This window comes from Kribbella sp. NBC_01245, assembly GCF_036226525.1.
In the GTDB taxonomy this organism is placed as follows: Bacteria; Actinomycetota; Actinomycetes; order Propionibacteriales; family Kribbellaceae; genus Kribbella.
In genome coordinates, this window is the sequence record NZ_CP108487.1 from 8,268,232 (window position 1) to 8,283,369 (window position 15,138).

A 15,138-nucleotide genomic window follows, 5' to 3' on the forward strand; every position below is an offset into this window, starting at 1 on the left:
CGCTGACACCCGCTGAGACAGCGCCGGAAAGTCCACTCGGTCTGTGCTATATCAATCGGGACGGTCTCGAAGTGTGGTCGATCCGGCTCACTCCGTGAACAGATGATTCCGCCGCGTCGGGTTGCTCGCCGAACACCTGGCGGCACCCTTGTCGCCTGAGCGGGCTGTCTCTTTGGTCACAAGGGTCCGATGAACCCCGACACGCCGCGTCACAAGGGTCCGATGAACACCGACACGCCGGGGTGCGAAGGGCCGGTGAGTGTCTTGAGGTGTGACCTGGATCCTGGCGGGGTTGCGGACTAATGGCACACTGGAGGCACGAGTGAACCCACTCGCGTGCTCCGGGGTCGGTGTAATTCCGAGCCGGCGGTTATAGTCCGCGACCCGATCGACGCAGTTTGTCGGCCGGTTGACCTGGTGGAATTCCAGGACCGACGGTGAAAGTCCGGATGGGAGGCGCACGCGATCGGCGGGTGCGTCTCGCGTGTGCCCGGAGGACTGTAGCCGCCGGATTCACTGCGATACGCGCGCGCCGGTTGTCACGACCCCGAGAGCTCGACCGTGACAACGAGGGACCGCCGTTCATGAGTTCCACCTCGCCGATCGACGTCGCGTGGATGCGCCGCGCCATCGAGCTTGCCGCGCGCGGAATCGGCAGCACCCATCCCAACCCGGTTGTCGGTTGTGTCATCACCGGTCGCGACGGTCATCCCGTTGGCGAGGGCTGGCACGCCGTCCCGGGCGGACCGCACGCCGAGGTCGAGGCCCTGCGGATGGCCGGGAACCGCGCCCGCGGTGGTACGGCGTACGTGACGCTCGAGCCGTGTAACCACACCGGGCGGACCGGGCCGTGTGCCGTGGCGCTGGTCGAGGCCGGCATCACTCGCGTCGTGTACGCCGTACCGGACCCGAATCCGCAGGCCGCGGGCGGAGCGTCGTACCTGCTGGACCATGGGGTCAAGGTCGAGCAGGGCGTCCTCGGTGACGAGGCCGAGGCGGGTAACCAGATCTGGCTGCACTCGGTCCGGGCCGGGCGGCCGTACGTCACTTGGAAGTTCGCCACCACGCTTGACGGGCGCAGCGCCGCCAAGGACGGCTCCAGCAAGTGGATCACCGGTACGGCGGCCCGCGCGGACGTCCATCGCCTGCGGGCGACGTGTGACGCGATCGCGGTCGGGACGCAGACCGTGTTCGACGATGATCCCGAGCTGACCGTGCGCGATCTCCAAGACGTTCCGGTCGCACGCCAGCCGTTGCGGGTCGTGGTCGGGGATCGCGAGGTGCCCGAGACGGCCCGGGTGCGCAACGACCAGGCCGAGACGTTGCTGCTGCCCACGCATGACCCGGCCGAGGTGCTCCGGCAGCTCGACGACCGGCAGATTCGGCACCTCTGGCTCGAAGGCGGCCCGACTCTGGCCGGGGCGTTTCTGCGCGCGGGCCTGGTCGACCGGATCGTCGCGTACGTCGCGCCGGCGCTGCTCGGCTCGGGCCGTTCCGCGGTGGGCGACCTCGGCGCGGAATCTATCGCCGACCTCCGGCGCTTCACTCTTTCGGACGTCACTCGCCTCGGCGACGACGTACGACTCACCCTGTCTCCTGCCCGAACTGATCGAAGGACGGTCTGAATGTTCACCGGAATCGTCGAAGAACTGGGCACGGTCGAGGCCCTCGACCTGCTGGAAGGCGACGCCGCCCGGCTGCGGATCCACGGCCCGACCGTGACGTCCGACGCGGGCCACGGCGACTCGATCGCGGTGAACGGCTGTTGCCTGACCGTGGTCGCCGTGGACGGTGACACCTTCACCGCCGACGTGATGCGCGAGACGCTGCTGCGGACGAGCCTCGGTTCGGTCGAGAAGGGCGCCCGCGTGAACCTCGAGCGCGCCGTCACCGCCCACTCTCGGCTTGGCGGCCACATCGTCCAGGGTCACGTCGACGGCGTCGGCACGATCGTGTCGCGGGAGCCGTCCACGCACTGGGAGAACGTCCGGATCGCGGCCGTGCCGGAGATCCTGAAGTACATCGCCGAGAAGGGCTCGATCACCGTCGACGGGGTCTCGCTGACCGTCACCGATGTCGACGACGAGTCCGGCACCTTCGGGATCAGCCTGATCCCGACCACGCTCGAGCTGACCGTGCTCGGCCGCAACTTGGTCGGCGACACCGTGAATCTCGAGGTCGATGTGATCGCCAAGTACGTCGAGCGTCTGCTTGCTGGAGGCAAGGAATGAACTTCTTCGATTGGCTCCTGCATGAGCAGGTGATGATCGCCGGATCGCCTGTGCTGGTGCGCGAGATCGTCGGCAACGTGTTCGGATTGGGTAGCGCGCTGTTCGGAATGCGGCGCATGGTCGCGGCCTGGCCGGTCGGTGTCATCGGCAACATTCTGCTCTTCACGGTCTTCGTCGGCGGGCTGTTCGACACCCCGCAGGACAAGGACCTGTGGGGCCAAGCCGGTCGCCAGGTCTTCTTCGCGATCGTCAGCCTCTACGGCTGGTACCGCTGGTACCAGACCCGTCACACCGCCGGGAACGACGGCCACGGCGTACAACCGCGCTGGGCCACCAACCGCCAGCGGCTCGAGCTGCTCGGCGCCGCGATCGTCATGTACGGCGTGAGCTACTTCGTGCTGCAAGCCCTTGGTTCGTGGGGTCCGCAGTGGGATGCGTGGATCCTGACCGGGTCCATCCTTGCGACGTACGGCATGGCTCGCGGGTACGTCGAGTTCTGGTTGATCTGGATCGCGGTTGACGTCGTTGGCGTGCCGCTGCTGATCCAGGCCAAGTTCTACCCGTCGGCCGCGATGTACATCGTGTACGGCTTCTTCTGCGTGGTCGGATTCGCTGCCTGGTGGCGGATCGAGCGCAAGGCTGTCGTCCGGCAGCCCATTACTGCTGGGACGGTGGGCTGACATGGGTGAGGTGCTGAAGCTCGACACGATCGAGCACGCGATCGACGAGATCCGCGCGGGCCGTCCGGTCATCGTGGTCGACGACGAGGACCGCGAGAACGAGGGCGACCTGATCTTCGCCGCGTCCAAGGCGACGCCGGAACTGCTGGCCTTCCTGATCCGCTACAGCTCGGGCGTGGTCTGCGTTCCGATGGTCGCGTCCGAGCTGGACCGGCTGGGCATTCCGCTGATGACGCCGCACAACCGCGAGCGCTTGCGGACGGCGTACACGATCTCTGTGGACGCGCGCGACGGCGTCACCACGGGTATCTCGGCGGCAGACCGGTCCCGGACGATCCGCGTGCTCGCCGATTCGGCCTCGGAGTCGTACGACCTGGTCCAGCCCGGGCACATCTTCCCGTTGCGTGGACGCGAGGGCGGCGTACTGGTCCGTCCCGGCCACACCGAGGCGTCGCTCGACCTGACCCGGCTGGCCGGCCTCGGCACCACCGCGGTCATCGCCGAACTGGTGAACGACGACGGCACGATGAAGCGCGGTCCCGAACTGCGCGAGTTCGCCGACGAGCACGGCCTGGTACTCGTTTCCATCGAGGACCTGATCAAGTACCGGCGTCGCACCGAGACCCACGTCGAGCGCATCGCGACAACTTTGCTGCCGACCCGGTACGGCGATTTTGTTGCCCACGGCTACCGAAACACGGTCGACGGGTCGGAGCACCTCGCCCTGGTCAACGGTGAGATCGGGGACGAGCCGGTGCTGGTCCGGATCCACTCGGAGTGCCTCACCGGTGATTCGTTCGGCTCGCTGCGCTGCGATTGCGGGCCGCAGCTGGACGAGGCGATGCGCCAGGTCGCGGCCGAGGGCGGCGTCATCGTGTACCTGCGCGGGCACGAGGGCCGGGGGATCGGCCTGCTGCACAAGCTCCGGGCGTACGAACTGCAGGACGCGGGCCGCGACACGATCGACGCGAACCTCGACCTCGGGTTGCCCGCCGACGCGCGCGATTACGGTACGGGTGCGCAGATCCTGACCGATCTCGGCATCACGTCGGTGAAGCTGCTGACGAACAACCCGGCGAAGCTGGCCGGCGTACAAGGTCATGGCATCGACGTGGTCGAGCGCCGGGGCATCTACATCGACCCGACCGAGCACAATCTGCGATACCTGAGCACCAAGCGCGACCGGATGGGCCATCACCTGCCCGGCGCGGCCCCCTTCATCGACGAGAACGGAGCCGGCTGATGTCCGGAAGTGGCGCACCGACCATCAAAACCCCGCGGGCCGAGGGCTTGCGCGTCGCGGTCGTCGCGGCTCAGTGGCACCCGGTGGTGACCGACGCGCTCGTGGCCGGTAGCGAGCGGGCGTTGGCCGAGGCGGGCGTCACCGATCACAAGGTCGTCCGCGTGCCGGGCTCGTTCGAGCTGCCCGTCGCCGCTCTGCATGCGGCGCGGAGTGGGTACGACGCGGTGGTCGCGCTCGGTGTGGTGATCAGGGGCGACACCCCGCATTTCGAGTACGTCTGCCAGGCGGCGACCGAGGGGCTGATGCACGTCACCGTGACCACGGGTGTGCCGGTCGGGTTCGGTTTGCTGACCTGCGACAACGACCCGCAGGCGCTGGACCGGGCCGGGTTACCGGACAGCCGCGAGGACAAGGGGTACGAGGCCGCCCAGGCCGCTCTCATCACCGCCCTCGCCACTCGCGGGCTCTGACCTTTCGCTGGTGGACCTTCTGTTTGCGTGAAGGTCCACCAGCTGTGAGGTCTGTCAGCGGGTGAAGGTGGAGCGCCAGTTGGTCTCCCAGGTCTGACCGCCGTCGGTGGAGAAGGACTGCTCCCAGGTCGGGTTCGGGCCGTTCTTGCGCCAGTGGAACCTGACCTCGATCGGCACCCCCTCGTGCTCGTCCGGCCCGTAGAACAAGCCGTTGCCCTCGGCATCGAACTTGCCGACCACCGGGGTGTCGAGTTTGCCGCGCTTGCTGCTGATCCAGTAGATCGACCACTCTTTGGCGATCGGATCGTACGTGCGGAAGGTCAGCCCCGTGAACCCGAGCTTCACCAACTGGCCCTCATCGACGCTGACCGCGCCGTCGAAGTACGTGTAGCCGGTGTTGATGCTCTCCAGGTCGTACCACTCCGTGCTGCCGGTCAACGGGTTGCGCAACCGCTGGTGCGCGCCGCGCCAAGCGCCGTTCAGGAACTCGAAGTCGTCGGTGACCTTCGGGATGTCCAGCCGCTCGGGCTTTTCCTCGCGCCGGGTGAAGTCCATCACCCAGTTCGTCTCCCAGGTCTCGCCGCCGTCGACCGAGTACGCCTGCTGCCATCTGGCGGTCCGCTCGGTGATGTCTGACCACGAGTAGCTGGCCAGGATCGGCTGCCCCTCGTGCTCGTCCTCGCCGACCAGCCAGCAGCTGTCACCATCCCACCGCCCCCGGACCGGCGGCTGGATCCGGCCGGTTCGGCTGTTCACCCAGTAGATGGTCCAGTCCTTCTCGACCGGGTCGAACAGCCGCAGCGACATGCCGTACGACCCCTGCGCCGGGAACGTCATCTCGTCCAGGCTCACCGCGCCGTCGAAATGCGTCCGCGCGTTGCAGGTACCGACGTACTCGTGCCATTCGTCGCTCCCGGTCAGGGGCTTCTTCAGCTGGCGGTGTACGACGTCGAAGTAGCCGTTCAGGAAGTCGAAGTCGCTCGTGATCTTGGTCGGCTGGTCCGTAGTGGTCTCTGTGCTCATGGTGGGAGCTTGACGGGTATACCTGACAGCGAATGGCAGTCTTTCCGGCTAACCTCGAACCATGCGGTCCAGCCGGCTCCTCTCGATCCTCCTGCTGCTCCAAACGCGCCACCAGTTGACGGCGCGGGAGTTGGCAGACGAGCTCGAGGTCTCCCTGCGCACGGTCTACCGCGACGTCGAAGCCCTCGCCGCTGCTGGCGTTCCGGTGTACGCCGAGCAGGGGCGTGCCGGTGGCTACCGCCTGGTGGACGGGTACCGCACGCGGCTGACTGGTTTGACCGAACAGGAGGCCGCGTCGCTGTTCCTCGTCGGCATGCCTGGGCCTGCTGCCGCGCTGGGGTTGACGCGGCCTGCGGCGGCGGCCGAGCTCAAGCTGTTGGCGGCACTGGCACCGGATCAACGCGATCGGGCTGGGCGGTTGAAGGACCGGTTCTACCTCGACATGCCCGCGTGGTACCGGCAGGCGGAGGACTCGCCCTTCCTCGCCGACCTCGCCGACGCGGTCCTGCACGACCGCCGCGTACGGGTCGTATACCGGCGATGGGAGGCGCCGCGCGAGGTCGAACGCGTCCTGGAGCCGTACGGCCTGGTGCTCAAAAGCGGGACTTGGTACGTCGTCTCGGGCGCGGGTTCTTCGGGATTCAGGACTTACCGGGTGTCGAATGTGCTGTCGCTGACGCCTACCGACGAGGTCTTCGAGCGGGAAGCCGGATTCGACCTCGCCACGCATTGGCAGACGCACTTGGACGACTTCGAAGCCCGGCGGTTTACGGACACCGCGGTGGTACGGGTGTCGCCGGCGCTGGCTCGGCGATTGTCGGATCTCTCGGCCACGTTGTTGCTCAAGGCAATCGCCGATTCTGAGGCGGTGCCGGATGAGTCGGGGTGGTTGACGTTCGAGTTGCCTATTGAGTCGATCGGGAACGCGGCGGAACAACTGATCCGCTACGGCGCCGGCCTCGAAGTCGTCTCGCCAATGGCACTACGAGAGCGGCTGCTGGCCATGAGTGGCGAATTGGTGCGGCTCTATTCGTAGTTGGTATTGGGTCTTTTGGTGGGCACCCGTCCCCCTGAGTTCTTGCGAATTGTCTGGTGGCCCCGGGCCGCGTCAAGGGTTTCATCACCTGACGGTGACGCTAACGCGCCCTTGACCCGTCCCGGGTCCACCAAAGGCAGCGGGCTATCAGGGGGACGGGTGAGGTCTGCCCGTTTGCCTCGCGCCCTCCCGCTCACGAATGGCCGGCCAATGCCGTTCACGATTGGCCGGCCAATGTCGTTCACGATTGGCCGGCTGATGCCGTTCACGGACGGCCGGGTGGTGCCGGTCGCGATGGCGGGCTGATGCCGTTCACGGATGGCCGAGTGGTGCGGTTGCCGGCGGCCGGGCTGCCGTGCACGGACGCGGGGTGGCGCCGACCTCGGTGGCCAGGCCTCGCGGTGCTCGGCGGGCGGGTGGTGCCGTTCTCGGCTGGGTTGTCGCGGAATGCTCTCGCCTGGCGGTGGTCAAGAGCCCGTTCGCCGTGAGGCCGACGAATCGCGAGGGGTAGCCACCGTGCGGGTGGGTCACCCCCTCGGATTCCGGGGTGGTAACCCACCTCGCGGATGGCCAGCCACTCCCAGCGCCTACCGCTCCCGCCGGTGCCTCCGGCTGGCGTCCTATTCCGAGGGTCGACTCTCGGAATGGGGGGTGGACTCGCCAAACTTGGCGGGTCGACCCCCCATTCCGGATGTCGACCCTCGGAATAGGCCGGGCACTTGCCGATGTGGAGCCGCGCTCGCCGATGTGGAGCTGCGCTCACCGATGTGGGGCCGCGCTTCCCGATTTGGAGGGGTTGACCCTCGAGGTGATGGGGTTCGCCCTCGTGATCGGAGGGGTAGCCCGGGATCTTGGGGGTTAACGTCTGAGGTTCTGGGTTCCGGGCCGGCTATTTGGTACCGGACCAGGAGTTGAGGGGATAACGCACGATTTGCGGGCGCATGACCATCGCAAAGGCGCGTAGCTTCATCTTCCTGAGCGAACTGGACGTTTTCAGGCGCGAAAAACGTCCAGTTGACTCAGGAAGCCGCAGTGCTCGCCATCCCGGAACGGAAGGCGTGTGCAAACGGTCAGACTCCACCCGTCCCCCTGATAGCCCGCTGCCTTTGGCCGGTTCGGGCCGGGTCAAGGGCGCGTTAGCGTCGGCGGTAGCCGATGGAGCCCTTGAGGCGGCCCGGACCGGCCTGACAATTCGGAAGAACTCGGGGGGGACGGGTGCCCACCAACACCCCCACGCAAAGACCCCCAGATACCAAAGACCCCAAATACCGACAACGCCACGCCCAAACCACGCAGACTGGGCCTTACCGAGAACGCCGACGGATGACCAGGAGGGACGCCGATGACCGCGCTAGTGCTGGGCACCATGTACTTCGGCACCAAGACAGACGAGAAGACGTCATTCCAGCTGCTCGACCGATACGTCGAGGCCGGCGGTACGGTCATCGACACCGCGAATTGCTACGCCTTCTGGTCCAACCCGACCGGCCACGGCGGCCAAAGCGAAGAGCTGATCGGTCGCTGGCTGAAGCTCAACCCGGACCTCCGCAACTCACTCCGAATCGCCACCAAAGTCGGTGCCGAACCAGTCGACGGCGGCGGCACGGAAGGGTTGTCGGCGGCAACGATCGCCAGGGAGGCGCGCCGTAGTCTCGAGCGGCTGGGGATTGAGCGGATCGACCTGTATTGGGCACATCTGGAGGATCGGTCGGTGTCGCAGGAGGAGGCCCTTGGCGCCTTCGCGGAACTCGTTGACGACGGGTTGGTCGCCGCGATCGGCGTTTCGAATCACCCGGTCTGGCGGGTCGAGGAGGCGCGCGCGATCTCCCTAGCGAACCACTGGCCGTCGTACAGCGCTCTGCAATTGTCGACCTCGTACGTGCGGCCGCGTCCGGATGCGCCGGTGCCGGGTAAGGATCACCGCTTCGGGTGGGTCACGGACGAGACGATCGACTACCTGGACAACCACCCGGACCTGGAGCTCTGGGCGTACAGTCCGCTGATCGGAGGCAGCTACAACCGACCGGACCGGCCGTTCCCCGAGGTCTATGACCACCCTGGTACGACGGCCCGCCTGCGGGTTCTCAAGACGGTCGCGGACGAGCTAGGCGTGACGCCGGGTCAGGTAGTACTCGCCTGGCTAATGCCGAAGATCAAACCGATCATCGGCGCGAGCAACCTCGCCCAGCTCAACGAAGCACTGGCCGCCGGAGACACCAAGCTCACCAACGACCAGCGCTCCCGCCTGAACGCGGCCCACTAGGGCAAGACGACGGCAGCCCACCAGGCCCGCTGCCAAGCAACGGCAGCCCACCAGGCCCGCTGCCAAGCAACGGCAGCCCACCAGGCCCGCTGCCAAGCAACGGCAGCCCACCAGGCCCGTGCCGCGGGAGGCGGAAGGTAAGTTTCAGCAATGCCCCTAGAGCACCTGGCCGGACGAGTCTGGCTCTGGCCGCATGACCCCGACCCGGACGCGATCCGTGGTTGTGTCGCGGTCATCGCCGACGACCGCGGCAGTCTGATCGTCGACGCCGGCAATTCCCCCGACCAGGCCCGCCAAATCCAGCAGGCCATCCAGGCCCAAGCCCTACCACCCGCACGCTGGCTCACCTACACCCACAACCACTGGGACCACACCTGGGGCGCCTGCGCCTGGGCCGACGACGGCGACGGCGACGTCGAGATCATCGCCCACACCGCCGCGAAGAAGACGCTCGAGGCCGAAGCCGCCCGCCCCTGGAGCCACCAGTACCTACGAGACCAAGTAGCGGCCAACCCCAAACTAGGCCCGAGCTTCCGAGCGAGAGCGCTCGCCATGTCCGACTGGGACGACTTTAGAGTCATCCCGCCACACCGCACGTTCGACCAAACGCTCGCCCTGCCAACCGGCGTACAGCTCAAACACGTGGGCGGCAACCACGCGCCGGACTCGCTCATCGTCGTGGACCAGGAGTCGAGTGTGGCCCTGCTCGGAGACTGCTTCTACCCGCCTCCGTTCCACGAGCGCCAGCCCGAGGACGGCACCGATTTCGCGATGGTTCGCCGCCTCATGCGCGATGGACTGGAGTGGTATGTGGACGCCCACTCAGCGCCAAGGCGGATGGCCGGTAGGCTGAGCGCGCGATGAAGACCTTTGACGAACTCTTTGCCGAGCTGGGTGAGAAGGCGCTGACGCGGCCGGAGGGCTCCGGCACCGTGGCAGCGCTGGATGCCGGCGTGCATACGATCGGCAAGAAGCTGGTCGAGGAGGCCGCCGAGTCCTGGATGGCCGCCGAGCACGAGGGCAAGGAGCGGGCCGCCGAGGAGCTGTCCCAGCTGCTGTACCACGCCCAGGTGATGATGCACGCGCTCGGGCTGAGCCTCGACGACGTGTACCGACATCTGTAGGAGCGCAACAACACACTCCACAGACACCGGTTCATCTCACCCGAAAGGCCAATCCATGCTGCGCGTCGCAGTGCCGAACAAGGGCTCGCTGAGCGAAGCCGCCATCGACATCCTGACCGAGGCCGGATACCGGCAGCGCCGTTCCACCAAGGATCTCGCGCTGACCGACCCGGACAACGAGGTCGAGTTCTACTATCTCCGCCCCAAGGACATCGCCGTGTACGTCGGCCTGGGCACGCTCGACGTCGGCATCTCCGGCCGCGACCTGGTGCTCGACTCGAAGGCGGAGGCGAACGTCATCGTCGAGCTCGGTTTCGGCCGCTCGACCTTCCGGTTCGCCGGTCCGCCCGGCTCGGCCAAGACCGTCAAGGATCTGGACGGCAAACGCATCGCCACGTCGTACGCCGGAGTGCTGACCGACTACCTCGAGGAGCACGGCGTCGAGGCCAAGGTCGTGCGGCTCGACGGCGCGGTCGAGTCGGCCGTCCAGCTCGGTGTGGCCGACGTGATCGCGGATGTGGTCGAGACCGGTACGACGTTGCGCCAGGCGGGGCTCGAGGTCTTCGGCGAGCCGATCCTCAAGTCCGAGGCGGTGCTGATCGCGCGGAACGGTGCGGCCGCCACGCCGAAGGGCCTGGAGCAGCTGGTTCGCCGGTTGCAGGGCGTTCTGGTCGCGCGGAACTACGTGATGATGGATTACGACATCCGCGCCGAGGCGGTCGAGAAGGCCAACGCGCTCACGCCGGGCCTGGAGTCGCCGACGGTGTCGCCGTTGCATCGGGAAGGCTGGGTCGCCGTTCGCGCGATGGTGCCCCGGGCCGACGCACAGCGGATCATGGACCAACTCTGGGAGGTCGGCGCCCGCGCCATCCTCACCACCGATATCCACGCATGCCGGATCTGATGGTCAAGGCGGCGGCACCCGTGTGGCAGTTCCGCGCGCGGGTGCTCGGCGTGATGTCCACGCTGCTGGCCCTGTCGATGATCTCGGTGTTCACCGTCATCTGGGTGCGCCTGCCGGATCAGTCGAAGGAGACGTTCACGATCTTCCAGCGGCTGACGCTGCTCTTCTTCGCGGGGATCATCTTGTGGATCCTCTACCGAATGGCCACGGTGCGCGTCGCGGCGTACGAGGACGGGCTCGCTGTGCGCAACGTCTTCAAGTCGTACCGGGTGCCGTGGCACGAGATCTCGGTGCTGCGGCTCAGCTCGGGTGATGCCTGGCTGCAGCTGTTCGACACCGAGGGCACCCGGCTCGGCATCCTCGCGGTGCAGATGTCGGACGGACCGCGGGCCCGCAAAGCGGCGAAGGATCTCGCCAAGATCGCAAAGGCCCGCGGCGCACGTCCCGCCTGACTAACTGATCCGGTACGACGTGCTGTGGCTGTCGCCGGGCTGGAGTACGACGACGTCCTCACCGGTGACGAAGGCGTTCGGCGGGCACGTCATCGGCTCGACCGCGAGGCCGACCCGGTCGAGCGCATCCGCGGAGTAGAGCTGCAGCCAACGCGTGTCCGACGTCAACGACACGGACTGCTCCGACGCCGGATCGGTCAGCCGTACGGCCCACTCGCCCTCCGGCAATCCGGTGAACGCGTTGTCGATGAACAGATCGCCGACGACCTTGCCGGCCTCGAAGTCGAACGGCGTCCCGGCCACGTCCACGAGGTCGCGAGGCAGCAGCCGCTCGGGATCGACGTCCACCCGCTTGGCCGCGGTGAAGGTCAGCTCGCACTCGTCGAGCTGACGGCCGACGGTGAGATACGGATGCGTGCCGAAGCCGTACGGCGCGGAGGTGGTGCCGATGTTCCGCGCGACGGCCGTGACCGCGAGTCCTTCGGCCGAGACCTGGTAGCGGACCGAGATGTCCAGCTGGTGGCGGTACCCGGGCTCGCCGTACAGCCGGTAGCCGACAACGCAGACGTCCTCGGACGAAGCGTCGTCCAGCCGGGACCACGAGCCCCAGCGGGTCAGGCCGTGAATGGCGTTCTGCTTGTCCGGTTCGGTGATGGAGAGCTGCTCGTCACGGCCGTCGAAGGTGTAGCGCCCGTCGGCGATCCGGTTCGGCCAGGGGAACAGCTGCTGGCCGATCCCGGCATGGGCGCTCTCGTCCTCGCCGTACCCGATCACTATGTCGCGGCCGTCGCGGGTCAGGCTGCGAAGACCGCCGCCCACCTCGACGATGGTGGCGGCATACGCGCCCGCGTTGATGTTCCATTGGCGTCCAGACGGAGAGGTCATGCCGAAAGCTTAGATGTCTCCTTGAGGACAAGCTCAGCCTCGGTCGCCTGGCCGGCGCCGTCCACGATCAGGTCGGCCCGGTCGCGGGTGCGTTCGGCCGCGAAGTGGTCCCGCTCCCAGCGCATCCACTCCAGCCAGCGGTCCCGCATTCCTTCGCCGTCGCGCTCGATACCGCGCTCGAGCCGCAGGGCGTTGTCCGTCTCGACCCAGATCCGCAGGGACGGCCAGGGCTCGGCACCGCGGTCGGCCGACGTGACACCCTCGACGATCAGCAGTTCGACCGTGGCCGGGACGAGGTGGACTTCCGCGTACGCGCCGGCGATCCAGTCGTACCGGCGGTAGCGCCCTTCGAGGCCTTTGGCCAGGCGGGCGAGGACGTGGTCCCGCAGGAGGCCGAACCCGCGCTCGGCGCCGTCCCAGCCGTCGTACAGGTCGTCCATGTGCACGACCTGGACCCGCAGCCCGCGCGCCTCGGCGGCCTTGGCGAATCGCTCGGCGACCGTGGTCTTGCCCGAACCGGCCGGGCCGTCGACGCAGATCAGCCGGGTCTCGCCCAGCTGTGGGGGCGCGGCCAGGACCTGCTCGATGAGCCGGTCGTAGGTGATCGTCTTAGTTGATTCCATGGCGCTTCAGGATGTCCTCGATCTCGTCGAACTCCTCCGACTTTTCGGCCTTCTTGCTCGCCTTCGGAGCCTTGGCGGGCTGGGCTGAGGCGGTCTTGGTGAGTTCGCCGGCCGGCTTATCGGCTGGAGCCTTAGGCGCAGTGCGGCTCTTCACGAAGCCCGACACCACGAACAGCACGACCGAGACGCCGAGCAGCGCGACCCCGGCCCACACTCGGGGGTCGAAGACGAGACTCGTGATCCAGTCGACGGACGACTGAAGCACCTCCCAGAGCAGCTCCAGCAGACCGGTCAGGTAGAGCGAGACCGGCAGGAGGGACCAGGCCACCCCACGGACCCCCGCGTTCAACCCGCGGCGGCGCCAGGCGAACCAGGTGGCGATCAGCCCGATCAGCGTCAGGCCCGCACAGAACGGCAGCAGCGTCAGTTCATTGAAGTCAGGCACATACCAAGGCTTGCACAGGTCCGGCCGGAACCAAGGGGGGAACAGCCCTGACGGCACCCTGAATCACCTGCCGGGGACAATGGCGGGGTGGAACCCAAGCGCCAACTGGCTTTTACCGGATTCGAGCACGACGACGGCGCGGCCGATCCCGCTCTGGCGGCGGCCCTCGCGGCTGGAGCGTCCGGGCCGATCCTGGCCGCGCTGACCAAGGCGCGGCTGCTCGTGCCGGTGGTGGCGCTGCTGGGCGAGGTGGAGTACGACGAGAACGGCCTGGCCCACGACAAGACCTCGGATATGGCCGTCGCGTTGCTGCAAGGCCAGGACGGACGGAAGGCCCTGCTCGCCTTCAGCGGTACGGAGAGCCTGCGCCGGTGGAGCCCGGAAGCCCGCCCGATGCCCGCCCTCGCGTCACTCGCCGCCACCGCCGCCGTACAGGAAGGCGCCGCCGCGATCGTGGTCGACCTGGCCGGCCCTGCGTCGTACGTCATCGAGGAGGACGACGTACGACGGATCGCCTCCGGGCAGCAGGTCCTCCGCCTCGAGGACGGGTCGTACGCCTGGGCTCAGTCAGTCTCGGCCGACGGCGATCCCGACCGGGCCTGACTCCCGCTCGGCCACCCATTCGCGGTGGAACGCACTCCCGGGCGCGACCTCGGCCCGTCGCTCTGGCTCTGCCAGCAGGTCAACGGGGGATTGGAGCGTCCGCTCGCGCTTGACCGGCTCGAGGTTGTCGCCTGCGATGATCTCCGCGATCGCCGCCGCGGCCGGTTTGCGCTGATGGTCGACGGTGAACAGGCCCAGGTCGTACTCCCGGTCCGGGAAGTCGGCCAGCGAGCGGTCGATATCGTGCGATGACCACCAGGTGACACCCCAGAGCGCGGGATTCGTCAGCACGTGGCCGAGCGTCTGGTGCACGAAGGTCGCGGCATCACCAGCGGGTACGTCGGGACCGGGCACGCCGATTTCCTGGAGCCAGACAGGCCGATCCGGATCCAGCGCGGTCGCGGCGGCCAGCTCGACCAGGTAGTCCGCGTGGGAGATCGTGGCAGGCCCGAGCGGTCCGTCGATGCGGGAGACCCCGTTGAACACCCACGAATGGACCGTCGTCAGGTCACCCAACTCGACCGCCTCCGCCGGGGTGAACGGGTGGTCCGGCTTGTACCAGGCGTCGTCGAAGACCGAGTGCAGGCAGAGCTTGTCCGGAGCGGCCGCGCGAGCCGTGTCGAGCAACTCCCGCGCCCAGTCGTACGACGCGGTCGCGGTGGTGGCGCTGTGAGGCCAGAGGTTGTTGACCTCATTGCCGAGCGTCAGCGCGAAGACGTTGGACTTGGTCGCGACGGCGCGCGCGAGCGTATCGACGTACAGGTTGAGGCCGTCGCGGACCAGGCGGTCCTCGAACAGGCTCCGCTGGTGCCAGGTCAACGCCCACGACGGCAGGAAGTCGTAGCTGGACAGATGGCCCTGGATGAAGTCGACCGAGACGCCGAGGCCGAATTCCGCCGCCGCGTCGATCGTGTCCAGCAGGTCGTCGATCGGGCGCTGCCGTACGACGGCCCGGTTCGGCTGGATCCACGGCCAGATCGGGAACACCCGGACATGGTCGAGACCGAGACCGGCCAGATCCTCGAAATCGCGCCGGACGTCGTCGCCGGAGTAGTCCAGCCAGCTGTAGAACCAGCCGCGGGACGGCACGTAGTTGGCGCCGAAGCGAGGGGCGGGCGGCGTACCGGGCGGGCCGGCGATCGGATCGGGGCGCATG

General features: G+C 67.6%; 17 protein-coding genes and 1 riboswitch. Of the genes, 12 read left to right on the forward strand and 5 right to left on the reverse strand.

The window, feature by feature from the left end; all coding sequences use genetic code 11:
- The first annotated feature begins 333 nt into the window (after positions 1 to 333).
- Positions 334 to 465: riboswitch (FMN riboswitch) on the forward strand.
- A gap of 119 nt (positions 466 to 584) precedes the next feature.
- From ribD to ribH, 5 genes are read left to right on the forward strand one after another with little or no spacing between them, the layout of a single operon-like run.
- Complete coding sequence (gene ribD, locus OG394_RS38050) at positions 585 to 1,625, forward strand: bifunctional diaminohydroxyphosphoribosylaminopyrimidine deaminase/5-amino-6-(5-phosphoribosylamino)uracil reductase RibD (protein ID WP_328992172.1); 1,041 nt, start codon at positions 585 to 587, stop codon at positions 1,623 to 1,625.
- Positions 1,626 to 2,231, forward strand: a complete 606-nt coding sequence (locus OG394_RS38055; RefSeq protein ID WP_328992174.1) for a riboflavin synthase — start codon at positions 1,626 to 1,628, stop codon at positions 2,229 to 2,231. It begins immediately after the preceding gene.
- Positions 2,228 to 2,911, forward strand: a complete 684-nt coding sequence (gene pnuC / locus OG394_RS38060) for a nicotinamide riboside transporter PnuC (RefSeq protein ID WP_328992175.1) — start codon at positions 2,228 to 2,230, stop codon at positions 2,909 to 2,911. Before OG394_RS38055 ends, pnuC begins: the two co-directional genes overlap by 4 nt.
- A gap of 1 nt (position 2,912) precedes the next feature.
- Positions 2,913 to 4,154, forward strand: a complete 1,242-nt coding sequence (locus OG394_RS38065; RefSeq protein ID WP_328992177.1) for a bifunctional 3,4-dihydroxy-2-butanone-4-phosphate synthase/GTP cyclohydrolase II — start codon at positions 2,913 to 2,915, stop codon at positions 4,152 to 4,154.
- The gene (ribH, locus tag OG394_RS38070; protein ID WP_328992178.1) at positions 4,154 to 4,624 is read left to right on the forward strand and encodes a 6,7-dimethyl-8-ribityllumazine synthase; all 471 of its coding nucleotides are present in this window, start codon (positions 4,154 to 4,156) and stop codon (positions 4,622 to 4,624) included. Before OG394_RS38065 ends, ribH begins: the two co-directional genes overlap by 1 nt.
- A gap of 54 nt (positions 4,625 to 4,678) precedes the next feature.
- On the opposite strand, the gene OG394_RS38075 is transcribed toward ribH, so the two are convergent.
- A complete protein-coding gene (locus OG394_RS38075) occupies positions 4,679 to 5,647 on the reverse strand; it encodes a hypothetical protein (protein WP_328992179.1) in 969 nt (322 codons plus the stop codon).
- A 61-nt stretch (positions 5,648 to 5,708) separates the two neighbouring features.
- On the opposite strand from OG394_RS38075, the gene OG394_RS38080 reads away from it, so the two are divergent.
- From OG394_RS38080 to OG394_RS38105, 6 genes are all read left to right on the forward strand, one after another.
- Positions 5,709 to 6,683 carry a helix-turn-helix transcriptional regulator gene (locus OG394_RS38080; protein ID WP_328992180.1) on the forward strand — a complete coding sequence of 325 codons (975 nt, stop codon included), beginning with the start codon at positions 5,709 to 5,711 and terminating at the stop codon, positions 6,681 to 6,683.
- Positions 6,684 to 8,025: 1,342 nt separating this feature from the next.
- Entirely contained in the window at positions 8,026 to 8,946 is a 921-nt protein-coding gene (locus OG394_RS38085; protein ID WP_328992181.1) for an aldo/keto reductase, read from the forward strand.
- 150 nt (positions 8,947 to 9,096) lie between these two features.
- On the forward strand, positions 9,097 to 9,810 hold the full coding sequence (locus tag OG394_RS38090; protein WP_328992182.1) for an MBL fold metallo-hydrolase: 714 nt from the start codon (positions 9,097 to 9,099) through the stop codon (positions 9,808 to 9,810).
- Positions 9,807 to 10,070, forward strand: coding sequence for a phosphoribosyl-ATP diphosphatase (locus OG394_RS38095; protein WP_020390973.1), 264 nt, complete (start codon positions 9,807 to 9,809; stop codon positions 10,068 to 10,070). Before OG394_RS38090 ends, OG394_RS38095 begins: the two co-directional genes overlap by 4 nt.
- Before the next feature lie 55 nt (positions 10,071 to 10,125).
- A complete protein-coding gene (gene hisG, locus OG394_RS38100; protein ID WP_328992183.1) occupies positions 10,126 to 10,974 on the forward strand; it encodes an ATP phosphoribosyltransferase in 849 nt (282 codons plus the stop codon).
- Positions 10,962 to 11,426: a PH domain-containing protein gene (locus OG394_RS38105; RefSeq protein WP_328992185.1), complete on the forward strand. Its 465-nt coding sequence runs from the start codon at positions 10,962 to 10,964 to the stop codon at positions 11,424 to 11,426. The genes hisG and OG394_RS38105 overlap by 13 nt, the downstream gene beginning before the upstream one ends.
- Here the strand turns inward: OG394_RS38105 and OG394_RS38110 are convergent, their stop codons facing one another.
- Genes OG394_RS38110 through OG394_RS38120 form a run of 3 tightly spaced genes read right to left on the reverse strand, consistent with a single transcriptional unit; the run spans position 11,427 to position 13,379 of the window.
- Positions 11,427 to 12,311, reverse strand: coding sequence for an aldose 1-epimerase family protein (locus OG394_RS38110; RefSeq protein ID WP_328992186.1), 885 nt, complete (start codon positions 12,309 to 12,311; stop codon positions 11,427 to 11,429). It abuts the gene before it with no gap.
- On the reverse strand, positions 12,308 to 12,934 hold the full coding sequence (locus OG394_RS38115; RefSeq protein WP_328992187.1) for a uridine kinase family protein: 627 nt from the start codon (positions 12,932 to 12,934) through the stop codon (positions 12,308 to 12,310). The genes OG394_RS38110 and OG394_RS38115 overlap by 4 nt, the downstream gene beginning before the upstream one ends.
- Positions 12,921 to 13,379, reverse strand: a complete 459-nt coding sequence (locus OG394_RS38120) for a hypothetical protein (protein WP_328992189.1) — start codon at positions 13,377 to 13,379, stop codon at positions 12,921 to 12,923. The genes OG394_RS38115 and OG394_RS38120 overlap by 14 nt, the downstream gene beginning before the upstream one ends.
- Before the next feature lie 87 nt (positions 13,380 to 13,466).
- Between OG394_RS38120 and OG394_RS38125 the strand changes: the two genes are divergently transcribed.
- A complete protein-coding gene (locus OG394_RS38125) occupies positions 13,467 to 13,982 on the forward strand; it encodes an SseB family protein (RefSeq protein WP_328992191.1) in 516 nt (171 codons plus the stop codon).
- Here the strand turns inward: OG394_RS38125 and OG394_RS38130 are convergent.
- On the reverse strand, positions 13,947 to 15,137 hold the full coding sequence (locus tag OG394_RS38130; protein ID WP_328992192.1) for a glycoside hydrolase 5 family protein: 1,191 nt from the start codon (positions 15,135 to 15,137) through the stop codon (positions 13,947 to 13,949). The genes OG394_RS38125 and OG394_RS38130 overlap by 36 nt on opposite strands.
- Position 15,138: the final 1 nt, after the last annotated feature.